This window comes from Pseudomonas sp. LBUM1640, from assembly GCF_059716225.1.
On sequence record NZ_CP166816.1, the window covers coordinates 4899689 to 4925525 of the forward strand.

The 25837-nt window shown below is 62.6% G+C and carries 13 protein-coding genes; 6 read left to right on the forward strand and 7 right to left on the reverse strand.

Annotated elements, in window-relative coordinates:
* Positions 1-119: 119 nt before the first annotated feature.
* Positions 120-1439, reverse strand: a complete 1320-nt coding sequence (locus ACA065_RS21535; RefSeq protein WP_497691428.1) for an ATP-binding protein — start codon at positions 1437-1439, stop codon at positions 120-122.
* Positions 1439-2134: a response regulator gene (locus ACA065_RS21540; RefSeq protein ID WP_497691429.1), complete on the reverse strand. Its 696-nt coding sequence runs from the start codon at positions 2132-2134 to the stop codon at positions 1439-1441. Before ACA065_RS21540 ends, ACA065_RS21535 begins: the two co-directional genes overlap by 1 nt.
* Positions 2135-2310: 176 nt before the next feature.
* Between ACA065_RS21540 and dsbD the strand changes: the two genes are divergently transcribed.
* The 3 genes from dsbD to dsbG are packed head-to-tail and all read left to right on the forward strand — an operon-like array spanning position 2311 to position 5620.
* The gene (gene dsbD, locus ACA065_RS21545) at positions 2311-4038 is read left to right on the forward strand and encodes a protein-disulfide reductase DsbD (RefSeq protein ID WP_497691430.1); all 1728 of its coding nucleotides are present in this window, start codon (positions 2311-2313) and stop codon (positions 4036-4038) included.
* The gene (locus ACA065_RS21550) at positions 4038-4883 is read left to right on the forward strand and encodes a prolipoprotein diacylglyceryl transferase family protein (RefSeq protein WP_497691431.1); all 846 of its coding nucleotides are present in this window, start codon (positions 4038-4040) and stop codon (positions 4881-4883) included. Before dsbD ends, ACA065_RS21550 begins: the two co-directional genes overlap by 1 nt.
* Entirely contained in the window at positions 4859-5620 is a 762-nt protein-coding gene (gene dsbG, locus ACA065_RS21555; RefSeq protein WP_497691432.1) for a thiol:disulfide interchange protein DsbG, read from the forward strand. The genes ACA065_RS21550 and dsbG overlap by 25 nt, the downstream gene beginning before the upstream one ends.
* Positions 5621-5792: 172 nt before the next feature.
* Here the strand turns inward: dsbG and ACA065_RS21560 are convergent, their stop codons facing one another.
* The 3 genes from ACA065_RS21560 to ACA065_RS21570 form a co-directional block, all read right to left on the reverse strand.
* Entirely contained in the window at positions 5793-6758 is a 966-nt protein-coding gene (locus ACA065_RS21560; protein ID WP_497691433.1) for a hypothetical protein, read from the reverse strand.
* A gap of 139 nt (positions 6759-6897) precedes the next feature.
* Entirely contained in the window at positions 6898-19794 is a 12897-nt protein-coding gene (locus ACA065_RS21565; protein ID WP_497691434.1) for a non-ribosomal peptide synthetase, read from the reverse strand.
* 52 nt (positions 19795-19846) lie between these two features.
* On the reverse strand, positions 19847-20599 hold the full coding sequence (locus ACA065_RS21570; protein ID WP_497691435.1) for a thioesterase II family protein: 753 nt from the start codon (positions 20597-20599) through the stop codon (positions 19847-19849).
* Between the two features lie 299 nt (positions 20600-20898).
* Between ACA065_RS21570 and ACA065_RS21575 the strand changes: the two genes are divergently transcribed.
* Entirely contained in the window at positions 20899-21450 is a 552-nt protein-coding gene (locus tag ACA065_RS21575; RefSeq protein ID WP_497691436.1) for an RNA polymerase factor sigma-70, read from the forward strand.
* A gap of 64 nt (positions 21451-21514) precedes the next feature.
* On the opposite strand, the gene ACA065_RS21580 is transcribed toward ACA065_RS21575, so the two are convergent.
* Together ACA065_RS21580 and ACA065_RS21585 are read right to left on the reverse strand one after the other, a co-directional pair.
* Entirely contained in the window at positions 21515-22303 is a 789-nt protein-coding gene (locus ACA065_RS21580) for a substrate-binding periplasmic protein (protein ID WP_497691437.1), read from the reverse strand.
* A 93-nt stretch (positions 22304-22396) separates the two neighbouring features.
* Entirely contained in the window at positions 22397-23020 is a 624-nt protein-coding gene (locus ACA065_RS21585) for a TetR/AcrR family transcriptional regulator (RefSeq protein ID WP_497691438.1), read from the reverse strand.
* Positions 23021-23173: 153 nt separating this feature from the next.
* Here ACA065_RS21585 and ACA065_RS21590 point away from each other — a divergent pair, with 153 nt between their 5' ends.
* Together ACA065_RS21590 and ACA065_RS21595 are read left to right on the forward strand one after the other, a co-directional pair.
* A complete protein-coding gene (locus tag ACA065_RS21590) occupies positions 23174-24952 on the forward strand; it encodes an acyclic terpene utilization AtuA family protein (protein WP_497691439.1) in 1779 nt (592 codons plus the stop codon).
* Positions 24953-24964: 12 nt separating this feature from the next.
* Positions 24965-25837 carry an SDR family oxidoreductase gene (locus ACA065_RS21595; RefSeq protein WP_497691440.1) on the forward strand — a complete coding sequence of 291 codons (873 nt, stop codon included), beginning with the start codon at positions 24965-24967 and terminating at the stop codon, positions 25835-25837.

Consider the following 25837-nt stretch of genomic DNA (forward strand, 5'->3'; position numbering starts at 1 on the left):
AACCATCCTTTTCAGTACAGGCCGAATCATTCAGCCCGTTCAAGCACAAAAAAATTACCGCCATCCTGAAGCGATAAACCTCAAAAAGGCGGTAACTATTTGGCACTTGGAGAAAAGAATCAGCGTCGCAGCGGCATCCCCAGGTCGACCCGCAGGCCATCCGGCTGGCTGTCGAATTTCAAGGAGCAGGAGCAGCGTTGCACGATAGCTTGAACAATCGCCAGGCCCAGCCCACACCCTTCGCTGCTGCCATTGCGCCAGAAGCGTTGGGTCAGGTATTGCAAGTCCTCACTTGAGATCTGCTTGCCGTGGTCACGCACACGGAACACCACCGTGTCGGCAGTGGTGAATACATTCAGCTCCACCCGGGTATCACCCGGGGTGTGACGCAGGGCGTTATCCAACAGGTTGCGCAAGGCCGCGACCGCCAGGGCCACTGGCATTTCCACCGGGGTTTCAGTGAGGTTGGGCGCCAGGATCAGGTCGATACGCCGATTGTCGCCAGCGTTGGCGTCCTGGATCGCCAACCGAGCAACTTGTTCGGCGCTCGATTGCAGGCCGTCATCAAACGACAGGCTGCCCTCCACCCGCGCCAGCAAGAGTAATTGTTCCAGGGTACGGTGCAGGCGGTCGGCGCCCTCTTCAGCGTGGGCCAGGGACTGGTCGCGCGCCGCGCCGTCAGTCATGCGCGCCACTTGCAGGTGGGTCTTGATCGCCGTCAGCGGGCTACGCAGTTCATGGGCTGCGTCGCCAGTGAGGCGGCGTTCACGTTCGATGGTCTTGGCGATGCGTTGCAATAGTTGGTTCTGGGTGTCGAGCAGCGGTTTCAGCTCGCTGGGCAGCGGGTGAATCTGCAGCGGTTCGAGGGAGTCAGCACTGCGGCGCATCAACGCGTCACGCATGCGGTTGAGCGGCAACAAGCTCTGGCCGATACCCAGCCACAGGAGGCACAGGCAACCCAGCAAGGCCACGCCCACCGGCACCGAAGCCGCCAGCAGGATCGACAGGTTCAGCGCCTCGCGCTCCACCTGGCGGTCGGCCGTGGTGATCAGCAGGTCACCGCGCGACAGGGTGAAACTACGCCAGCCCACGCCGTCGATTATCTGATCGCGAAAACCGCTCTTGCGCGACTCCAGGCCTTCGTCCGGCGTGGTATGGCTGCGCGCCAGGATTTCCCCGCGCAACGAGCTGACCTGGCAGGCCATGCCACCCGGCACATTCAGTTGTTCGGTGCGCAAATGCGTGCCGCCGCTTACGCTGGCGAGGCCCGGCATCTGCTCGGTCAGCCCCGCAACCATGCGTGCCGACGCCACCAGGCGCTGATCGAGGGAGAACATCATCTGGTTGCGCAGATCGTTGAGCATCCAGGCCGCCGCCAGCAGCCAAATCAGCACAAAAGCGGCGCCCAGCTTGAACGTCAGGCGCAGGCGCAGACTCATCACGAAGCGTTTTCTCCATCATCCACCGCGCCACCGTCCGCCGTGCCCAGGCGATAACCCAGGCCGCGTACGGTCTCAACGATGCCGTTGCCCAATTTGCGTCGCAAGTGATGGATATGCACGTTGAGGGCGTTACTTTCCAGTTCGTCATTAAACCCGTAGACGCTGTCCTTGAGCTGTTCGCTGGACAGCACCCGGCCTTTGTTGTGCAACAGGGCCTGCAACAAGGCTTGTTCGCGGCGGGAAAGGTCCACCGGCTCGCCCGCCAGAAAGGTTTCGCGACTGCTCGGGTCATAGGCCAAACGGCCGTGTTCGATCAGGTTGACCCTGCGCCCCGCCACGCGCCGCAGCAGGGTTTGCAGGCGTGCGGCGAGTTCGCGCAGGTCGAAGGGTTTGAGCAGGTAGTCGTCGGCACCGGCTTGCAGGCCATCGACGCGGTTGGTCACCGAGTCGCGGGCGGTGAGGATCAGCACCGGAATTTCCAGGCCCTGGCTGCGCTGTTGCTGCAGCAGCTTGAGGCCGTCTTCGTCGGGCAAACCGAGGTCGAGCACCATGATGTCGAACGTGGCAGCCTTGAGCATCGCCCGTGCGGCGGCGGCCGTGGCCACGCGCTCGACGGTAAAGCCTTGGGCGCCGAGGCCAGCAACAATGCCGCTGGCGATCAGTTCGTCGTCTTCACAGACCAGTACGTGCATGGTTAACCCTTCATGAAAGATGGGGAGAATTAAAGGTGCCGAGGATTAAGCGCCGATTATGCCGTGAAAAGAGGCACGCTCAGCGCTCCCCTTCACTTTAGAATAGCCCCGGTTAATCATCGGTTAATCAGCGCCACACATTGTGTGCCTAACTTGCAACGAACTAAGGCTCGTCCATGCGGTATTTGTTTACCTTTCTGCTGATGTTTTTCGCGGGATTGGCCCAGGCAGCACCGGGCAATCCATTCGAGACCAAACCTGACTTCCTTCCGGTGGGCAAAGCTTTCACCTTTACCTCCGAGCGTCTTGAAAGTGGCGAGACCCAGCTGTATTGGCAGATTGCCGATGGCTATTACCTCTACCAGCAGCGCATGAAGTTCGACGGCCTGGCCGAAAAGCCGGCATTGCCGCAGGGCGAAGCCCATAGCGATGAGTTCTTCGGCGAGCAGCAAGTGTACCGCCAAGGCCTGGAAGTGAAGATACCCGCCGGCGCCACCGGCCAGATCAAGCTGGGCTGGCAGGGCTGCGCCGATGCGGGCCTGTGCTACCCGCCGCAGTCGATCACCGTGGACCTGGGCGGTAACCCTGCCGTTGCCGCCACCACGCAGGCCCAGGACCAAAGCCTGGCCAGCGGTTTGCAGCAGCGCAGCCTGGGTTGGAGCCTGCTGGTGTTCTTTGGCCTGGGCCTGCTGCTGGCCTTCGCCCCCTGTTCGCTGCCGATGCTGCCGATCCTCGCAGGCCTGGTGGTAGGCAGCGGCGCCAGCCCGCGTCGTGGTTTCGCCCTGGCCAGCAGTTACGTGGTGTGCATGGCCCTGGTGTATGCAGCGCTGGGTGTGTTGGCGGCATTGCTCGGCGCCAACCTCGCCGCGCTGCTGCAAACGCCTTGGATTCTCGGCAGTTTCGCCGCGCTGTTTGTGATCCTCGCCCTGCCGATGTTTGGCTTCTTTGAGCTACAAATGCCGGCCTTCCTGCGTGACCGACTGGACAACGTCAGCCGCCAGCAAAGCGGCGGCAGCCTGGTGGGCGCGGGCATCCTCGGTGCACTTTCCGGTTTGCTGGTGGGGCCGTGCATGACCGCCCCCCTGGCCGGCGCGCTGCTGTATATCGCCCAGAGCGGCAATGCGCTGCACGGTGGCTTGATCCTCTTTGCGATGGGCATCGGTATCGGTATTCCACTGTTGCTGCTGGTGACGGTGGGCAACCGCTTCCTGCCTAAACCGGGCACGTGGATGAATGTGCTCAAGGGCGTCTTCGGCTTCCTGTTCCTCGGCACTGCGGTGCTGATGATTCGCCCGGTGGTGGGTGAAAGCCTGTGGCTCGGCCTATGGGGCGTATTGGCGCTGGTGATGGCTTATTGCGGCTGGAGCCTGGCCCGCGAATACGGGCTGGCGGCCAAGGTATTTGGCGCCGGTTCCCTGGTGCTGGGCGTGTGGGGCGCAGTGCTGGTGGTGGGTGCGGCCGGTGGCAGCGACGACCTGTGGCAGCCGCTGAAGGTCTACAGCGGCGAGCGCGTTGGCGCAGCACCCAGTGCCCACGACGCCTTCATGACCATCAACGACCCGGCCGTGCTGCAAAACCAACTCGACAGTGCCAAGGCCCAGGGCCAATGGGTATTGGTGGATTACTACGCCGACTGGTGCGTGTCGTGCAAGATCATGGAAAAACAAGTGTTCGGCAAACCCGAAGTGATGGACGCCCTCAAAGACGTGCGCCTGCTGCGCCTGGACGTCACCGCCGACAACGCGGCCAGCCGCGAGCTGCTCGGCCGCTACAAAGTGCCGGGGCCACCGAGCTTCGTGTGGATCGGCCCGGACGGTGAAGAACGCCGCGCCCAACGCATCACCGGCGAAGTGGATGCCGCCGCCTTCCTGCAACGCTGGACGCAAACCCGAGACGCACGCTGATGCTGACCCTGACCATCGGCACCTTCGCCATCGCCCTGAACCACATCCTGTTGATCAGCGCGCTGATTCTCGCCACCGTGGTGGGCTGGCGCGTGGCCAAGCGTGGCGGCGAAAACCCGGAGTCGGTGCTGTTCAGCCTGTTCCTGCTGGCCATGCTGGTTGCTCGCCTCAGCTTTGTGTTGATGTATTGGGGCGATTACAGCCACGACCCCCTGCAGATGGTCGACCTGCGCGACGGCGGTTTCCTCGCCTGGCCTGGCGTGATCGCGCTGGTGCTCGGCGCGCTGTTATATGGCTGGCGCCGCCCTGCGCTGCGCAAACCGCTGAGCGCCGGGGTCATTACCGGCCTGGTGTTCTGGGGGATGGCCAGCTTGTCTTTGAGCCTTTACGACAAGGGCGCGCAACTGCCGGACATCACCTTGCGCAACGCCAATGGTGACGTGGTGCAACTGGCCGATTACAAAGGTGGCCCGCTGGTGATCAACCTATGGGCCACCTGGTGCCCACCGTGCCGGCGCGAAATGCCGGTGCTGGAGCGCGCGCAGCACCAACGGCCTGACGTGACCTTCCTGTTCGTCAACCAGGCCGAAAGCATGCAAAGCGTCAGTACCTTCCTCGCGACCCAAGGCCTGACCCTCGACAACGTGCTGTTTGATGCCAGCGGCCGCCTCGGCCAGGCCGTGGGCTCCATGGCCTTGCCGACCACCCTGTTCTACCAAGCCGATGGGCGCCTGATCAACAGCCACCTCGGTGAGCTGTCCCAAGCCAGCCTGGCCCGCGCCATGGAACCCTTCGACACCGCCACGACAAGGAAACCGACATGCCAAGCCTCCGCCACCTGCTGACCCTGCTGCCGCTGACGCTCGCGGCCACCCTGGCCCAGGCCGAAGACTGGCCGGCGCCGATCAAACAGATCGAAGCCAAAGGCGCCAAGATCCTCGGCAAGTTCGACGCGCCCAGCGGTCTCACCGGCTACGCCGCGCAATACCAGAACCGCGGCATGGCGCTGTACGTGACCGCCGACGGCAAAAGCGTAATCGCCGGCAACCTGTACGACGCCGAGGGCAAAGACCTTACCAGCGCGCCCCTGGAAAAACTGGTGTACGCGCCAATGGCCAAGGAAGTCTGGGCCAAGATGGAACACAGCAACTGGATTCAGGACGGCGATAAAAACGCCCCCCGCATCGTCTACCTGTTCAGCGACCCCAACTGCCCTTACTGCAACATGTTCTGGGAACAGGCACGGCCATGGGTAAAGGCCGGCAAGGTGCAGTTACGCCACATCATGGTCGGCATCATCCGCGAAGACAGCCCGGGCAAATCCGCCGCGCTGTTCGCCGCCAAAGACCCGCAGAAAGCCCTGGAAGAGCACGAGGCCGCCGGCAAAGGCAGCAAATTGCAGGCGCTGGACAAGATACCGGCCGATATCGAAGCCAAGCTCGATGCCAATATGAAGTTGATGGAAGAGCTGGAATTGTCGGCGACGCCAGCAATTTTCTATCTGGACGACAAGGGCGGCTTGCAGCAACAACAAGGCGCACCGTCGCCGGATAAGTTGGTGAAGATTCTCGGGCCGAAGTAAGACTGCTGGCCGCCTCCACTGGGTTATCGCGTAAAAGAAAAGTGCCCGTATCCGGGCACTTTTCTTAAACCGAGCGGCAGACGGTTAAACTTTCTCAACGCCTATTAACAAGAGGCTTTGTGGCTGTTTACTGCACGTTAAAATTAAAAACGAGTCACCCATCCCTCGCTCACTACACCGACTCGACGCGAATGTAGCTAATGTTGTAGTCATCCCCATCGCCGTCGGGACCGATGGCATTATGCGTAACGATAGCCAACAGCATATGTTGTGCCGTTGCTACAAACGTCCCCTCCAGCACAGTAAAAGTCATCGAAGGAAAACTGGACGGGCCTGCCACAGTAATCTGACCGCTACCGTTTGGGAGCCTCGCAATTAGCGAGAGCGTTGGCACGGGTGGGTACGTATTCCTGCGCCCCACGGAGATACCAAACTTATAACGTTTACCGACCGTAAGATTATAATACTGCTTATTCACCAACTCGCCCGACTTGGTACTAATTGCATCGTGCACCAGGCAAAAATCCCCCCCTATGTTTTGGATTTCCGCGTCAACCTTACGATAGGCAGCGGGGCCACGCGCCCAATCATTCCAATAGAAGTCATCAAAGGTTGTAAGGTCCAAAAACATCTCAAGGTAGATCAACTTCAACGGAGGAAAGGTAATTTCCGGCCCTTCTTTACAACAGGCATCCGTCGTGACCCGGAAGACGAAGGTCAACTCTGCCTCATCAGCATAATTTTCCAGCTCATCACGCGACAACGTACGCGACACCCCATTTTTTTCTTCATCGGCCGTAATCAGTTCACCGTTCATCAATATGATGGTGTACTCAGATCCGTCATCGGATTTCCCCTTACACTCCAGCCACCCCTTCTGCCCCTTCTTTATGAGCCCGGAGGGCTCGACAATAACGGTGGCGTCACCGGGGAAACTACGCGTGTCCAACTTACCATTTTTTGCCTGAGGGACTACCGGTGCGTGTAACTTTATGTCTTCGCTGAAATTAGTATTTGTGATGACTTCACACAGTTCAGTGCGCCTAATGGTCGTCGTTCGGGTAACCGTGGGGTTATTAAACCCTTGGGGTGTGTGATCACATGACGATTGATTTTCCGTATCCAGTTCTTTAGCCACAATATAATCTCCCGTGCACAGTAGATAAAACCAGCCACACCACGGGAGTGATTTAAAGCTTGATTAATAGCCGCTGGCTACTGTCAATATTGACAGGTACGTGCCGAAACACAGGTGTCCCCGACCAGCGGCTCCCCCCCTAGAGCCCTTCCAACTCCGCCATCAAGTCACTCAACCGATCGACCTTCTCGGCGCTGATCTCATTCGCCGCCAACCCCTCGATATACTCAGCCAATTCCGCCACCGTGCTGCACTCGAACATCGCCCGCAGCGGTACATCGCGTTGCAGGGTTTTCTGAACGCGGGAGGCAATCTGCGTGGCCAGCAACGAGTGCCCGCCCAACTCGAAGAAGTTGTCCTGCACGCCCACGCGCTCAACCTTGAGCACCTCAGCCCAAATCGCAGCCAAGGTGGTTTCCAGTTCGTTGCGCGGCGCCAGGTAATCCTGGCTGTGCAACTGGCCAATATCCAATGCCGGCAGGGCCTTGCGGTCAAGCTTGCCGTTGGCGTTCAGTGGCAACCGGTCGAGCCATAACCAGTGCAGCGGCACCATGTATTCCGGCAGCTCGGCACGCAGGCATTGCTTGATGCGGTCCAGGCGGTCACTTGGGTTAAGGGTCTCATCCGCCGCCACCAGGTAGCCGACCAAGTGCTTGCCGTTGACGCCTTCCTGCACGCCGACGGCCGCGTCGCGTACTTGCGGTTGTTCGTGCAGGCGCGCCTCGATTTCACCCAGTTCGATGCGGTAGCCGCGAACCTTCACCTGATGGTCGATACGCCCCACATATTCGAGCACACCATCGCTACGCCGACGTGCCAGGTCGCCAGTGCGGTACAGCCGCTCGCCCGGAGCCCCGAACGGGTTCGGCACAAACACTTGCGCAGTGCGCAGTGGGTCGCTGACGTAACCACGGCCCACACCCGTGCCCGCTACGCACAACTCGCCAACGGCGCCTTGCGGGAGCAACTCCAGCGCGCCATCGACCACGTACAAACGGTTGTTGTCGGTCGGCGTGCCAATCGGCAGATAAGTGCCACGGGTCGACGCCAGATCCACGCGGAAGAACGCCACGTCATCCGAGCATTCCGCCGGGCCATACGCATTGACCAGGCCGATCTGTGGATAACGCAGCAGCCATTGGTGCGCCAGTTCCGGCGGCATTGCTTCACCCGTCGGCAGCATCCAGCGCAGGCCCTCCAGGCTCATGCGCTCCTGGGCAAGCATGCCCTGGATCAGCGACGGCACGCTTTCCAGCACGCTAATGCCTTGCGCCTCAACATGCGCCAGCAAACCCTGCGGATCATGGGCGATGGTGTTCGGCACAATATCCACCCGCGCGCCAAACAGCGGCGCTGCGAGGAACTGCCACACGGAAATATCAAAGCTTTGCGAGGCGGTCTGGGCAATCACATCCGCCGGGCTCAGGTCCAGGTACGGCACCTTGCTCAACTGGTTATTGAGCATGCCACGCTGTTCGACCATCACGCCCTTGGGCAGGCCAGTGGAGCCCGAGGTGTAGATTACGTAGGCGAGGTTGTCCGGGCCGCTGTAGATACCTGGGTTTTCACCACGGGCCGGCACTTCCTCCCACACCAACAGCTGGCATTCGGTGCCTTCCAGCAATTCAATCGCCTGCGCGCGGCATGCCTCGGTGCACACCAGCAACGGCGTGCAGCTCATGTCGATGATACGGCTCAAGCGCTGGCTCGGCAGGCCCGGGTCCAGTGGCAGGTAACCGGCACCGGCCTTGAAGCTGCCGATGATCATGCCGAGCAAATCAAGGCTTCGTTCCGCCAGCAACGCCACTGGCTGATCCAGGCCGACACCCGCCGCGATCAGCGCGTGGCCCAGGCCATTACTGCGCCGGTTCAATGTGTCATAGGTCCATTGCTGGTCAAGGCAACTGGCAGCGATGCGCTGCGGATGCTCGGCCACTTGCAGCTCAAACAGCTCGATATAGCTACGCTCCAGCGGGTAGGCGCGCTCACTCTGGTTGCAGCCGTCCAACAAGAATTCCCGCTCTTGCTCGCCGATCAGCAGCAGGTCGGCCATGTCGCCATGGAAGCCCTGCACCAGCGCCAGCAACAGGCGCTTGAATTCACCGAGCATGCCTTGCACGGTGGTTTCGTCGAAATAACGCTGGTCGTAAGACAGGTGCAAACCAAGGTCATCGCCCGGGTAGCACACGGCGGTCAGTGGGAAGTTAGTGTGGGTGCGGCCGGAATCCGAAGTGGCGTTCAGGCTTTGCGCGCGGTCCAGCACCGAGACTTCCACCGGCGCGTTCTCGAACACGAACAGGCTGTCGAACAGCGGCTGGCCCTTGGGTAATTCGCTGTGTTCCTGAATAGTCACCAGCGGCAGGTATTCGTACTCGCGCAGCTGCATGTTGCTGTCGAGCAGGCCGCTCAGCCACTGACGCACACTGCAACGCTGGTCGTCTTCAGGCAGTTTCACCCGCAGCGCGATGCTGTTGATGAACAGGCCGACGGTGCGTTGCATCTCGGGCATTTCCACCGGGCGCCCGGCCACAGTGACGCCAAACAGCACGTCACGATCACCGCTCAAGCGGCGCAGCACCAACGCCCACGCCGCCTGGGCGAAGGTGTTGACGGTCAGTTGATGGGCCTGCGCGAGCTCACGCAGTTGTGCGCCGTCGCAAGCATCCAGGCGGGTGTAGCAGTCGCCCACCACCATGCCGCCGCTGTGGCCTGCGTGTTCGCGCAGGAACGGGCGGTCGCTCGGGATCGGCGTGGTGCGCTCGAAACCTTGCAGGTTCTGCTGCCACCACTGGCGCGCTTCGGCGAGGTTCTGGCGTTGCAGCCAGGCGATGTAATCGCGGTAGCGCGGCGGCGTGGCCAGTTGCGCTTCGCGGCCTTCGCCCAAGGCCATGTAGATATCAAAGAAGTCATTCATCAGCAGCGAACGGCACCAGGCATCGATGAGGATGTGGTGGTTGCTCATCATGAACCAGTAGCGCGCTTCGCCGACGCGGATCAGGCGCAGGTGGAACGGCGCCTGGTTGAGCAGATCGAAACCGGCTTCACGTTCGGCCTTGAGCAAGGCTTGCAGACGTGGTTCCTGTTCGTTTTGCGGGTCGGCGCTCCAGTCCAGGTATTCAATCGGCGTGCTGCCCGGCTTGTGGATCACTTGCAGCATGTCTTCGCCGACGTTCCAGCAGAACGACGCACGCAAGGCTTCATGCCGGGCGATCACCGCCTGCCAGGCCTGGGCGAAACGCTCGGGGTCAAGCGCGCTGTTGATGCGGTAGCGGTCCTGCATGTAATAGAGGCCGGTGCCCGGTTCCAGCAGGGTGTGCAGCAACAGGCCTTCCTGCATCGGCGTCAGCGGGTAGACGTCTTCAATGGCGCTGGCCGCAATCGGCAGGCTGTCGAGTTGTGCCTGGGTCAGGTGTGCCAGCGGGAAGTCGGACGGCGTGAGGCCACCGGCATCGTCCTTGAGGCAATGCGCAATCAGGCTGTGCAGTTCGGCGAGGTAAGCATCGGCCAGTTCGCGGATAGCCTGCTGATCGTGGCGTTCGCGGCTGAAGGTCCAGCGCAGCACCAATTCACCGCCGTAGACCTGACTGTCGACGCTCAATTCATTCGGCAGCGGCGCATCCGGATCATGGGCCAGCCCGGCCGACTCATCCAGCGGGTGGAACAGCGCATCGGCGCCGAAGCTCTGGTCGAATTGGCCAAGGTAGTTGAAGGTGATGTCGGCGCTCGGCAGTGCGGCCATGGTCTGCTTGCACAGGTCGTCCGCCAGGTAGCGCAGCACGCCATAGCCCAAGCCTTTGTGCGGCACGCCGCGCAGTTGCTCCTTGATCGCCTTGATCGAGGCGCCCTGCTCCGCTTGCGGCGTCAGGCGTAATGGATAGGCACTGGTGAACCAGCCGACACTGCGGGTCAGGTCGATGTCATCAAACAGCGTTTCGCGGCCATGGCCTTCCAGTTGAATCAGCGCTGAGCCGTGACCACTCCAGCGGCACAGCACGCGGGCCAACGCGGTCAGCAGCAAGTCGTTGACCTGGGTGCGGTAGGCACTTGGCGCCTGTTGCAGCAACTGGCGGGTGTGCTCCGCATCCAGGCGCACACTGACGGTGTCGGCATCACGATTGCGCAGCGAGCCATGTGGGCGACCCACCGGCAATGCCACTTGCGGGCCGGCCAACTGGTCTTGCCACACCGTCAACTCTTCACGCAGAGATTCACTGCTCGCATAGGCCTGCAAGCGCGCCGCCCAATCGCGCAACGCGCTGGTCTTGGCCGGTAGGCTCACGGACTGGCCGTCACTCAATTGGCGATAGACCGTTTGCAAATCCTCAAGCAGTACGCGCCACGACACGCCATCCACCACCAGGTGATGAATGGCGATCAGCAGGCGTTGCTGGCCTTGTGGGCCGTCCACCAGCAAGGCGCGCAGCAGCGGGCCGTGTTCGAGGTCGAGGCTGCGCTGAGTGTCGGTGAACAGCACAGTGCACTGCTGCATGTCACGCACTTGCGCCTGCATCAGCACACCGCCTTGCGGCACCGCCAAATGCTCGGCATGCCATTGGGCATCGCGCGGGGTGAAGCTCAGGCGCAGGGCGTCGTGGTGCTCCAGTACGGCCAGCAACGCCTGCTCCAGGCGATGAGGGTCGAGCAGTTGCAGCGGTTTGAGCAGCAACGCCTGGTTCCAGTGCTGACGATTGGGGATCTCGGTCTCGAAGAACCAGTGCTGAATCGGCGTAAGCCCTGAGCTGCCGGTCAGCACACCTTGCTCGGCGGTGACCTGCTCGGAGCGCGTGGCCACGGCCGCCAGGGTTTGCACGGTCTGGTGCTGGAACAGATCGCGCGGGCTGAAGTGAATCCCTGCCTGCCGCGCACGGCTGACCACTTGGATCGACAGGATCGAGTCGCCGCCCAGTTCAAAGAAGTTATCGTCCAGGCCAACTTGCTGCACGTTCAACACCGCGCACCAGATCGCAGCCAGGGTGTGCTCCAGCTCGTTGCGCGGCGCCACGTACTGTTGGCGATTGGCCTCGGGGTCTGGTTGCGGCAAGGCACGGCGGTCGAGTTTGCCGTTGGCGGTCAGCGGCATGCTGTCCAGCACGATCAGGTGCGCGGGCACCATGTAATCCGGCAGTTGCGCCTTGAGGTGGCTCTTAAGCGCGTCGCGCAATGTGCCATGGTCGGCATCACTGACCAAGTAGGCCACCAACTGCTTGCCGCTGGGTGACTCCAGCGCCAGCACCACTGCCTCACGCACGGCTGCGTGTTCCAGCAGGCGGGTCTCGATTTCGCCCAGCTCAATGCGGAACCCGCGAATCTTCACTTGATGGTCGATACGGCCCAGGTATTCCACCAGGCCGTCGGCACGTTGGCGCACCAGGTCGCCGGTGCGATACAAACGCCCGCCATTACTCGCAAACGGGTCGGCGACAAAACGCTCGGCCGTCATGCCCGGACGCTGGTGATAACCCTGGGCCAGACCGGCCCCGCCGACATACAACTCGCCAGTCGCGCCTTGCGGCACCAGCGCCAGGTCGGCGTCAAGAATGTAGCCCACGCGGTCGCCGATGATGCTGCCGATCGGCACGCTGGCGGCGCCTTCTTCCAACTGCTGCGGCGCCAGGCTGGCCAGCGGCATGACCACGGTTTCGGTCGGGCCATAGGCGTTGAAAAACACCTCGGGCTGGAACGCCGCGCGGATACGCTGCAAGTGTTCGCCGGTCAGCGCTTCGCCACCAGTGATGCACATGCGCACCGGCAACGTCTGCTGCTGGGTCGCCAGCCATTGCGCCAACTGGCTGCCGTAGCTTGGGGTAAAGCCGAGAATATTGATGCGATGGGCGCGAATCAACGCGCAGATTTCTTCGGCATCCCACTGGCCCTGGGCACGCAACACCACCTGTGCACCGCTGAGCAGCGGCACCAGTAAACGCTCGGTGGCAGCGTCGAAGTTGATCGAATAAAAGTGCAGTTCGCAGTCATCCGGGCGCATGCCGAAGCGCGCGATCACCGCCTGGCAATGCATGGCGATTTCACCGTGGGACACCACCACGCCTTTGGGCTTGCCGGTGGAGCCGGAGGTGTAAATCAGGTAGGCCTGGTGTTGCGGCAGGCTGATAAACGGCAGCGCGTCGGCTGGGTAATTGGCGAGCACCGGCAGGTCATCTTCAAGACACCAGCACACCACCGTCGCCGGCAGTTCGCCGAGGGCTTCGAACATCGCCGCATCGCTGAGCAGCAGCCCAATGCCGCTGTCTTCAATCATGTAGTGCAAGCGGTCCAGCGGGTATTCCGGGTCCAGCGGCACATAGGCACCGCCAGCCTTGAGGATCGCCAACAGGCCAATCACCATTTCCAAAGAACGCGGCAGCGCCAGGCCGACGCGCACCTGCGGGCCGACGCCGCGTTCACGCAGCATCCAGGCCAGGCGATTGGCGCGGGCGTCCAGTTCGCGGTAGGTCAGCGTCTCACCCGCAAACGTCAACGCAGGCGCATTAGGGCGATTAATCGCCTGCTCGCTGAACAACTGATGGATGCACTGATCGAGACGATGCTCGCCCGCTTCCACACCGAGGCTGTTCTGCAACGCGCGCTGTTCGACGGCGGTCAGCAACGGCAGTTCGCTCAGGCGCTGTTGCGGGTTGGCGATCAATGCTTCCAGCAGGTTGCGCCAATGCTCGGCCATGCGCGCAATGCGCGGTTCGTCGAACAGGTCGGTGCTGTAGGTCAGGCAGCAACCCAGGCGATGGTCGAGGTCGGTGACTTCCAGGTTGAGGTCGAACTTGGTCGCGCGTGCATCGTTGGCCAGGTATTCGACGGTCATGCCCGCCAGTTGGCGGCTTTGCTGGAATTCCCAGCGCTGTACGTTGCACATCACTTGAAACAGCGGGTTATACGCCGCGCTGCGTGGTGGTTGCAGGGCTTCCACCAAGTGGTCGAACGGCAGGTCCTGGTGGGACTGGCCTTCGATCACGGTGTGGCGTACTTGCTCGAACAACTCGCCGACATTCATCTGCCCGTTGAGCTGGCAACGCAGCACCTGGGTGTTGAGGAACGCGCCGATCAGCCCTTCACTTTCCGGGCGAATCCGGTTGGCTACGGGTGCGCCGATGCGCAGGTCGGTCTGGCCGCTGTAGCGGTAGAGCAACACGGCCAGGGTGGCGGTCATGGTCATGAACAGGGTCAGGCCGCGTTCGGCATTGAACGCGCGCACGCGGGCGGCCAGTTCATCGCTGAGGTCGAAGCGGTACAGCTCGCCCTGATGGCTTTGCACCGGCGGCCGTGGACGGTCGCCGGGCAGTTCGAGCAGTGGATGCTCATGCCCAAGCTGTGCGACCCAGTAGTCCAGTTGGCGCTGACGTTCACCGGACTCCAGCCACTGACGCTGCCACACGCTGTAGTCGAGGTATTGCACCGGCAACGGCGCGAGCGGCGAGTCGCGCTCGTCGATAAAGGCTTCGTACAGCGCGCTGAGCTCACGGGCGAAGATGTCCATCGCCCAGCCTTCGGTGACGATGTGGTGCAGGGTGAGCACCAGGTAATGTTCTTGCTCGCCAGCCTTGACCAAGCAAGCGCGCAGCAGCGGCCCGGTTTCCAGGTTAAAAGGCGTGTGGGCTTCACGGTCAGCCAGCTGTTGCAGACGCAACTGGCGCTCGGCTTCATTCACGGCCGAGAAGTCCTGCCAGTCCATGCGCAGACCCGTTTGTGTGGCGACCTTTTGCTGGGCCACACCGTCGATGCTCGGGAAGGTGGTGCGCAGGGTTTCGTGGCGCATGATCAAGGCTTGCAACGCCGCCTCGAAACGCCCCACATCCAGCACGCCACGCAGGCGCGCCATGCCGCCGACGTTGTAGGCCGGGCTGTCCGGTTCCATCTGCCAGAGGAACCACATGCGCTGCTGGGAATAGGACAGCGGCACCGGCGCGCTGCGGTCGACTTTGGCGATGGCGGTTTGCTGGTTGCGCTGACCCGAGGCTTGGATCACGCCGACTTGCTCGGCAAACGCGCCCAGCTCGCTGGCTTCGAACAAGGTGCGCAACGGCAGCTCGACGTCGCAGGCCTGGCGGGTGCGCGAGATGATTTGCGTGGCCAGCAACGAGTGGCCGCCGAGGGCGAAGAAGTCGTCGCTCAGGCCAATACGTGGCAGGCCGAGCACTTCGCGCCAGATCGCCGCAATCTGCTGCTGCAACGGTGTTTCAGGTTCAATGTGTTCACGGGTTTGCCATACCGGCTCGGGCAATGCGCGACGGTCGAGTTTGCCGCTGGGGCTCAGGGGCATGGCGTCCAGACGCATCAGTTGCGCGGGCACCATGTACTCCGGCAGCTCGGCGGCCAGGGCGGTTTTTACGTCCTGCTGATCGAGCTCGATGTTGGCGGTGTAGTAACCGATCAATTGCTGGTCACGCACCAGCACCACGGCTTGGGCGATGCCGTCCATGGCCAGCAGGCGGGCTTCGATTTCTTCCGGTTCTACACGCAAGCCACGCAGTTTGACTTGCTGATCGAGGCGGCCGAGGTATTCGAGCACGCCGTCGGCGCTCCAGCGCACGCGGTCACCGGTGCGATACAGGCGTGCGCCCGCCTCGCCCAATGGGTCGGCAATAAAACGTTCGGCAGTCAGCCCGGCGCGGCCAAGGTAACCGCGCGCGAGGCCGATGCCGCCGATGCACAATTCGCCCGGCACGCCGGCCGGCAGTGGGTTGAGCTGCTCGTCCAGCACGCGGCAGATCACATTGCTTAGCGGCCGGCCAATCGGCGAGCGCTCGCCGTCCTCAGCCTTGCAGCGCCAGTGGGTGACGTTGATCGCGGTTTCCGTCGGGCCATAACGGTTGTGCAATTGCACCGCCGGCAGCTGTGCCAATACGCGATTGCGCAACTCGGCGGGCAAGGCTTCGCCACCGGAGAACAGGCGGCGCAGGCTGGTGCATTCAGCCGCCAACGGCTCATCGATAAACAGCTGCAACAGCGGCGGCACAAAGTGCAGGGTGGTCACGCCGTGTTCCTGCACCAACTGCGCGATGCGGTGCGGGTCGCGGTGCTCACCGGGGCCAGCCAGCACCAAACGGCAACCGGTGATCAGCGGCCAGAAGCACTCCCACACCGACACATCGAAACTGATCGGCGCCTTTTGCATCAGCACGTCGGTTTCATTGAGCTGATACGTGCCTTGCATCCACTGCAAGCGTTCAGCCAGCGCCGCATGGGTATTGCCCACGCCCTTGGGCTGGCCGGTGGAGCCGGAGGTGTAGATCACATAGGCGAGGTTGTCGCCATGCAGGTGCAAGCCCGGTGCCTGGGTCGGCCAGCTGTCGAGGTGCAGGCTGTCCATGGCGATCACGCACACGCCTTCGGGCGCCGGTAACAGGTCGAGCAGCGAGGTTTGGGTCAGCAGCAGGTGCACGCCGCTGTCCTGGAGCATGTAGGCCAGGCGGTCGGCGGGGTAATCCGGGTCCAGTGGCACATAGGCGCCACCGGCCTTGATGATCGCCAGCAAGCCGATCAACAGTTGCGGCGAACGCTCGGCGGCGATGGCCACGCACACGTCCGGGCCAACGCCTTTGTCACGCAGGTAATGGGCCAGGCGGTTGGCCTGGGTGTGCAGTTGGGCAAAGGTCAGGCTGCCGTGCTGCCAGACCAGCGCGGTGTTGTCCGAGGTGTGTTGGCTGAGCAGCTCGGGCAGCCACTGCTGGGCTGGCGCGCACGGCGCTTCGCTCCACTGTTGTTGCTCGTTGACCTGCATCAGTTGCAGGTCGCCGATGGCCTGTTGCGGCTGCTCGCACACGGCGTGCAGCAGGTGGATGTAGTGCTCGGCGAGACGCTGGATGGTGTTGGTTTCGAACAGCTCATCGGCGTAGTCGAACGACAGGCTCAAGCGCCCGTTGCGGTCCTCTTCGCTGTGCAGTTGCAGGTCGAACTTGGCTTGCCGGCTGTGCCACGCCAGCTCATCGGCGAGCATCCCCGGCAGGCGGCGCAAGGCACTCAAATCACGCTGCTGGTGGTTGAACATGACTTGGAACAGGCCTTGCTCGCGGGCTTGCGGGAAGGCTTCCAGCAGCTGTTCGAACGGCAGGTCCTGATGGGCCTGGGCACCCAACGCCGTCTGGCGGGTGGCAGCCAACAGTTGGTTGAACGGCAGGCGCCCGTCCAGCTCGGCGCGCAGCACCAAGGTGTTGATGAAGAAGCCGATCAGGCCTTGGGTTTCCTGGCGCGGGCGGTTGGCATTCGGCACGCCGATGCGGATATCACGCTGGCCGCTGTAGCGGTAGAGCAGGCTTTGGAACGCCGCCAGCAACAGCATGAACGGCGTGGATTCGTTGGCCTGGGCGGTCTGGCGAATCGCTGCACTGAGGCCTGCGTCCAGGCGCACGCTATGGCGCGAGGCGCTGTTGCGCTGCTGGGCCGAGCGCGGGTGGTCGGTGGCCAAATTCAGGGTTGGATGCTCCTCGCCCAGCTGCGCTTGCCAATACGCCAGCTGCCGTTGGCCTTCGCCTTCGGCCAGCCATTGGCGCTGCCAGCTGCCGTAGTCGGCGTATTGCAGGGCCAGTGGCGGCAACTCCAACGTCTGGCCTTGGGTCGCGGCGGCATACAGGCGCGAGAATTCGTCGATGAGGATATTCAGCGACCAGCCGTCAGCGATGATGTGATGCAGCGTTACCAGCAGCTGGTGATCTTCATCGTCCAGGCGTACCAGCGTCACCCACAACAGCGGGCCTTTTTCCAGGTCGAACTGGGTGCGCGCTTCGTCCTCGCGGATCTGCTGCGCACGCGCTTCACGCTCGGCGGCAGGCAGGTCGCTGAGGTCGATGACTTGCAGGTCGAACGCTACGTTTGCATCCACACGCTGGAAGGCCTGGCCGTCGCGCTCGTAGAAGCGGGTGCGCAGGGCTTCGTGGCGCTGGATCAGCTGCTGGAAGCTGGCGCGCACCGCGTCTTCGTCCAGCTCACCGCGCAAGCGCAAGGCGCCGGGGATGGTGTAGGCGCTGCTCTGTGGGTCGAGCTGCCAGGTGATCCACAGGCGGTTTTGTGCCAGCGATTGCGGCAGGTCGTCATGGCGCGACAAAGCATGAATCGCGCCTTGAACGACGCCGCCGTCCTGCTGCAATTGCGCGACGTTTGCGGCAAAGGTCGCCAGCGTCGGCGCTTCGAACAACATGCGCAGGTTCAGCTCCAGGCCGAGGGTTTCGCGCAGGCGCGCGACCACTTGAGTGGCGGTGATGGAGTTACCGCCGAGCAGGAAGAAGTGGTCGTCGGCCGCGACGCTGGCGACCTGCAACTGCTCGCACCAGATCGCCGCGATCTGGTGTTGCAGTTCGGATGCCAACGCCGCATCGCTCGTTTGCGCTTGCAGGCCCGGGAACTGCGCATAGCTGTCGAGGCTGCCATCGGCATGGCGAATCGCGCACGCCGAGCGCTGCACCTTGCCGCTGGACGTCTTCGGCAAAGCGCCGGGGTTGAGCAGCACCACCACGCTCGGGGCTTCTTGGCAGGACTCGGCCACGGCCTGGCGGATGGCTTTGATCAGCGCTTCGGGCGGCAGGATTTTCTGCACGCTGCGGCTGATTTCGGCGGCGATGCCGATGCCTTCCAGGCCCTGGTCGCTCACCGCAAAGGCAGCGACGCGACCCTTGCGCACCACTTCCACTTCGCGTTCGATGGTTTGTTCGATGTCCTGGGGATAGAGGTTGTGACCGCGCACGATCAGCAGGTCTTTCAGGCGGCCGGTGATGTACACCTCGCCCTCGCGGATAAAACCCAGGTCACCGGTGCGCAGCCAAGTGCGGCCGGCGTGCTGCACAAAGGTCTTGGCCGTGGCTTCGGGGTTGCGCCAGTAGCCGTGGGCGATGCTCGGGCCGCTGGCCCACAGCTCGCCGACGCTGTTATCCGGCAGTTCGCTCAGCGTGTGCGGGTCGGCGATCAGCACCGCGTGCTCCGGCTGGCGGGTGCCGCAGCTCATGATCGCGCTGCCCAGCCCCGGCTCGGCGCGGTTGGCGGCCAGTGCCTGTTCGTCCAGGCGCAGGGCCGGGATGCCGTGGCCACGGGTGCCACCGGCGACAAACAGGGTCGCCTCGGCCAGGCCATAGGAGGCGAAGAAATTGCTCGAGGTGAAACCGCAGGCCGCGAACTTCTCGGCAAAGCGTTCCAGGGTGTCGAGGCGGATCGGTTCGGAGCCTGAATAGGCCACGCGCCATGTGCTCAGGTCCAGACGCCCCAAGGCGGATTCGCTGACCCGCTCGCTGCACAGGCGGTAGGCGAAATCCGGGCCACCGCTGATGGTGCCGCGGTATTCGCTGATCGCTTCCAGCCAACGCAACGGCCGACCGAGGAAGTAGGCCGGCGACATCAACACACACGGCACGCCGCTGAAGATCGGTTGCAGCAGGCCGCCAATCAGGCCCATGTCGTGGTACAGCGGCAGCCAGCTGACAATCACGTCATCCGGGTTAAGGTCGATGCCGAAGCCGCGACGGATCAGCACTTCGTTGGCCACCAGGTTGCCGTGGCTGACTTGCACACCTTTGGGCAATGCAGTAGAGCCGGAGGTGTATTGCAAAAAGGCGATGTCGTCGGCGTGCAGCTCGGGTTCGACCCAGCCGTCGGCGAGCTGCGCATCGAGGGTGTCGACGCTCAGCACTGGCGGCGCGTTTTCGATCTGCGCCAGGCCATCGGCGAGGCTCGCGATGGTGAGCAGCAAACGCGGTTCGGCATCACCGATGATCGACAGCAAGCGCTCCTGATGATGCCGGCGCGTGGACTCCGGCGGATACGCCGGCACCGCGATAACCCCGGCGTACAGGCAACCAAAGAACGCTGCAACGTAGTCCGGGCCGCTGGGAAACAACAACACCGCGCGCTCGCCCAGCGCCGCATTGGCCTGCAAGGCGGCGGCGATGGTGCGGGCGCGTTGGTCCAGGTCACGGTAACTGAGCACAACGTTGTGCTCGGCGGTTTCGGCGAGGAAGCGCAGGGCCACCTGGTCCGGGGTCTGCGCGGCACGGCGTTGAAGGGACTGGACCAGTGTGCGGGGAAGTTCGAAGGCGTCCATCATGGGGGTTCCTGCCTGAAATCGGCTTACGGGAAAATCGGGAATTAGGGAGCGTTCAGCCGGCAGCCAGTTGCCGCGCCGCGCCATTGCGCCAGCGGGCCAGGTGCTCATCGGCGTAACGCCGCAGGCAGCGCAGCACAGCGCTTTCGTGCTGCACGAGGAAGAAGTGGTGGCCGTCGAACATGTCGAGGGAGAAGCCGCTGGCGGCGTCGGCCTGCCAGTCGAGCAACTGGTCGGCGCGCACGCTGTCTTGCTTGCCGCCAAACACATGGATCGGCATGCCCAGCGGCTCGCGCTGGCCGTAGGCGAAGCTGCCGCAGAGCAGGAAGTCGGCGCGCAGGATCGGCAGCATCAACTGCATCAGCTCGGGGTTGGCCAGCGCCTCTTCGGCGGTGCCCTGCAGTTCGCGCAGGCGGGCGATCAGTTGTGCGTCGGTCTTTTCGATGGCGTATTCGCTGACATCACGGCGCGCCGGGCCGGCGGTGCCGGAGGCGAATAACGCCAGCGGCGCGGGCACGCCACGTTCACGCAGGGCGTGGGCCAGCTCGAACGCCAGCAGGCCGCCCAGGCTGTGGCCGAACAAGGCATAGGGGCCGTTCAGGTCACGGCTGATTTCATCCGCCAGCTGCGCAGCCAAGGCCTTGATGTCGCGCTGCAACGGCTCATCCATGCGCATGCCGCGCCCGGGCAATTCCAGCGGACACACCTGCAACCAGTCCGGCAGAGCCCGGCGCCAACGCGCATAAACCATAGCGCTGGCACCCGAATAGGGCAGGCAAAACAGACGCAGTCGCGTGGAGGCACTCATCGAAGGGCTCCAAACGGAAACACGCTGTATGCACGATAAAAACCCATGTCGTCCTCCTGCGGGCGCTGATCCTTGGCCGTTTAGCTAACGGACCTGTCACCCAGAAGAACGGACGGCACCGGCAAATAATTAGTCGGCGCACAAGAGCGAGACGTGGTTCACACCGAACGAGAAAGCATAAGATTAGTTCGTCTTCTCATTTGACAATCATTATCATTAAGCATAATTTGTTGCCCGATGTGTAGGAGGCCTCAGCAAGGACGCCCTCCCCTAACCTCTTTTGCGACAAGGTGATTTCCATGACGGAACAAGTATCCACAGGCAGGTGCGACTCACCGCTTCTCCAGGCATTCGTCGACAATCGTTTGATTCTGGTGAAGATTGCAGCGCGCATTACCGGCTGCCGCTCGCGTGCCGAAGACGTCGTGCAGGACGCCTACTTCCGGCTGCAATCGGCGCCGACGATCACCTCATCGTTCAAGGCCCAATTGAGTTATCTGTTCCAGATCGTGCGCAACCTGGCGATCGATCACTACCGCAAGCAGGCCCTGGAGCTCAAATACTCCGGGACGGAGGAGGAAGGTTTGAATGTGGTCATTCACGGCGCATCACCAGAAACTTCCCACATCAATTTCAATACCCTGGACAACATCGCCGACGCCCTGACGGAGCTGCCGCAGCGCACCCGCTACGCGTTCGAGATGTACCGCCTGCACGGCGTGCCACAAAAGGACATCGCCAAGGAACTCGGCGTGTCGCCGACCCTGGTGAACTTTATGATTCGTGATGCACTGGTGCACTGCCGCAAGGTGTCGGGCAGCCACAGCGATACGTTTGCGCGCAGGGTTTAAAAACAGTGCAATTCCACTGTGGAGGGGGCTTGCTCCCTCCCACATTTTGATCTGTGCGCTGAACTCAGTGCGCGGGCATCACATCAATGCGGTACGGCTCGAAGATCTTCACCATCTGCCCGTTATCGCGCAGGCGCTTGAGCAACTCGGCAAACGCCGCGCCGGTAATCGGTGCCTTCGGGCGCAGTAATGCGTAGTGGTGGTACACCTGGTCAATTCGCTCCGAGACCAGGAACTGCCCGGCCACGTCCGCATTACGCACCATGAAATCACTCAAGTACGAACGCGTGACCAGCGCGATATCGGCACGCCCGCGCGCGACCATCAGCAGGTTGCTGTCATGGGAATAAGTCAACGTGGCGTTGAAGTGTTCGGCCATGTACTTGGGGTCGGGGTTGAAGTTGGCGAAGGCGTAGTGATAACCGCTGAACACGGCCAGACGCTTGCCCTTAAGGTCGGCAAAATAACGCTGGTCGCGACCGGCCTCACGCTGGGCGACGAAGATTTCCGCGTCTTCCAGGCCCATGTCGACGCTGGTGTGAGGAATCTCCTGCCAACCCCAATCAGGGTTCTCGAAGATCGCCATGTCGACCCGGCCTTGCTCGAAGTCGCGAAAACGCCGCGGGATGGAGGTCGGCACCAGCACAAACTGGTAGTCGCTTTGCGCGGCGTTGAGGGCTTCCACCAATTGCGGCAGTAAACCGGTGTCGGCACCTTGCTCAGGGCGTACGGTGTAGGGCGGAAAATGCGCGGCGCCGATCCTCACCAATTGCGCAGCCGAAGCCGGCATCCACCCCGCGGTGCCCAGTGCCCATAAAGTTAGTCCTGCAGCCAGCCGCCATGGCGAAAACATTGAGGCACACACCGTTTAATACTCTGATGGCGATAAGCTAGGCGTTTTTGTCAGGTGAGACAACTTTCCATCGGAAAATTAACGGCTTGCGCCTCAATCGGCCTTCAGCACCATCAGCAGGGCTTCTTCGGCCAATTGCTCCAGGGTCAGGCTACCTTGGGCGCGGAACCAGGTGGTGGTCCAGGACAATGCCCCGGTGAGGAAACGCCGGGTGATAAACACATCGCCCCTGATGTAACCCGCGGCCTTGGCCTCGCCCAGCACCTGCAACCAGATGTCCTCGTACACATCACGCAACGCCAACACCTGGGCCTGGCCATCGGCCGACAACGAACGCCACTCGTAGACCAGCACCGCCATGGCTTCGCCGCTGCCGCCCATGATCGACTGCAATTCGCAGCGAATCAGCGCCAACACGCGCTCACGCACGCTGTTCGCTTCCTCCAGTGAAGCGCGCATCATCGCGGTGTTGTAGTGGATGGTTTCCTCCATCACCGCGCGCAGGATCTCGTCCTTGCTCTTGAAGTGGTGAAAGATGCTGCCGGACTGAATACCCACCGCGCCAGCCAGGTCACGCACGGTGGTGCGCTCAAAGCCCTTGTTGCGAAACAGGTGAGCTGCGGTTTGCAGCAATTTGCCCCGGGCACTGTCGGGGTCGGTCAATTGGCCGGCATCGACCATGGCGCGCATCACCCGCAGGGCTTTTTGCTCATCCATGCCTGTCTCCTTCACTTGTGCGGACGTCTTGGGCGGCAATTTAGGCCGTGGCCGCCAACCAAGCAAGCGCTTGGGCAAAACTTGTGTGCAGAGTTTACAAACCAAGCGCTTGCTTGGTAGTCTCGGCACCAGCCATTCGAGGAAGGATTTCTCATGAGCAAGACGGTTCGTATCGGTTGCGCCAGCGCCTTCTGGGGTGACACCTGCACCGCCGCCGCCCAACTGGTCCACGGCGGCGCGCTGGATTACCTGGTGTTCGACTATTTGGCGGAAGTCACCATGTCGATCCTCGCCGGTGCGCGGATGAAGGATCCCCAGGCCGGCTACGCCACCGACTTCGTCGAAGTGCTCACGCCGTTACTCGCCGATATCCAGCGCCAGGGCATCCGCGTGATCAGCAACGCTGGCGGCATCAACCCCCACGCCTGCGCCGCCGCCCTGCAAGCGGCCTGCGACAAGGCGGGTGTACCACTGAAAATCGCCGTACTGCTGGGCGACGACCTGCAATCGCAGCTCAAACACCTGCACGGTATTACCGACATGTTCAACGGCGCACCGCTGCCGCCAATGTGCGTGTCCGCCAACGCCTACCTCGGCGCGCCAGGCATTGCCAAAGCACTTGAGCTGGGCGCCGACATCGTCATCACCGGCCGTGTGGTCGACAGCGCGGTGGTCAGTGCCGCGCTGGTGCACGAATTCAACTGGTCATGGCAGGATTACGACCGCCTCGCCCACGCCGCACTGGCCGGGCATATCATCGAATGCGGCGCGCAGTGCACCGGCGGCAACTTCACTGATTGGCGCGACGTGCCAGACTACGAGCACATCGGTTTTCCGATCGTCGAAGTCAGCGCCGACGGCCAGTTCACCGTGAACAAGGTCGACGGCACGGGTGGGCTGATCAGCGAACTCAGCGTGGCCGAACAGCTGCTGTATGAAATCGGCGACCCGCGCGCCTACCTGCTGCCCGATGTGATCTGCGATTTCAGCCAGGTCAAATTGCAGCAGCAAGGCAAAAACCAAGTGCGCCTGCACGGCGCCAAAGGTTTGCCGCCCACTCACCAGTACAAGGTCAGCGCCACCTACCCGGACGGTTTTCGCTGCACAGCCAGTTGCCTGATCGCCGGGATCGACGCAGTGGCCAAGGCCGAGCGGGTCAGCCAGGCGATCATCAACAAGACTTCGCAGCTGTTCAGCCAGCGCGGCTGGGCGCCTTACACCGAAGTGAACATTGAATTGCTCGGCAGCGAAGCCACCTACGGCGCCCACGCCCAGCGCCAGGATTGCCGCGAAGTGGTGGTGAAACTGGCGGTGCGCCACCCGAGCAAACAGGCCCTGGTGTTGTTCGCCCGCGAGATCGCCCAGGCAGCGACCGGCATGGCGCCGGGGTTAACCGGAATTGTCGGCGGGCGGCCGACGGTGTATCCGCTGATTCGGCTGTTTTCGTTCCTGATCGATAAATCTTCCTGCGCGCTGGTGATCGACTTCCAAGGCCAGCGCCACGCCCTTGAACTGCCCGCCGCTACGCCACTGGTCACCCCGGCTGCGCCGATTGATCCGCCCAAGCCCCAAGGCCGCGCCGATGCCAGCGTGCCGTTGGTGAAGCTCGCGGTGGCGCGCTCCGGCGATAAGGGTAACCACAGCAATATCGGCGTGATCGCCCGCCACCCCGACTACCTGCCGTGGATCGCCGAAGTGCTGACCCCGCAAGTGATCGTCGACTGGATGAGCCACGTGCTCGACCCCATCCACGGCCGCATCGAGCGCTGGTATTTGCCCGGCAGCCACAGCCTGAACTTCCTGCTGGAAAACGCCTTGGGCGGCGGCGGCATCGCCAGCCTGCGTATCGACCCGCAGGGCAAGGCTTTCGCCCAGCAACTGCTGGAAATCCCCATCGCCGTGCCACAACACATCGCCGATCAATTCAAATAAAGGAGCGTTGCCGTGGCCTTCAACTCAATCTTCAAAGCCGACCTGTTCCTGGGGCAAACCGTGATTGTGACCGGTGGCGGCAGCGGCATTGGCCGCTGCACCGCCCATGAGCTGGCGGCCCTCGGCGCCCGTGTGATCCTGGTGGGGCGAAAACCGGAAAAGCTGCAAAAGGTCACGGCAGAAATTGTCGAAGACGGCGGCACGGCGCATTGGCAGGCCTGCGATATTCGCGATGAAGAGGCGGTGAAGGCGCTGGTGGCACAGGTTATTCACGCACATGGGCCGATTCACGGGCTGGTGAATAACGCGGGCGGCCAATACCCGTCGCCACTGGCCTCGACCAATCAAAAGGGTTTTGAAACCGTGCTGCGTACCAACCTGGTCGGAGGCTTCCTGATGGCGCGAGAAGTGTTCAACCAGTCGATGAGCAAACACGGCGGCGCCATCGTCAACATGCTCGCCGACATGTGGGGCGGCATGCCCGGCATGGGCCACTCGGGCGCAGCGCGCTCAGGCATGGACAACTTCACCAAGACCGCCGCCTTCGAATGGGGTCACGCCGGCGTGCGCGTCAACGCCGTGGCGCCGGGCTGGATTGCCTCCAGCGGCATGGACACCTACGAAGGCGCGTTCAAGGCGGTGATCCCGACCCTGCGTGAACACGTGCCGCTCAAGCGTATCGGCACTGAATCGGAAGTCAGCGCGGCCATCGTGTTTCTGCTCAGCCCCGCCGCCGCGTTCATCAGCGGCAGCACCTTGCGTATCGACGGCGCCGCCAGCCTGGGCAGCCGGGCCTGGCCACTGCAAAAAGCGCAATCGCCGAGCGAGCCGTTCAATGGCTTCCACCGCGCCTACCTGCCCGACGTGCTCAAGGCGGAGCAATAA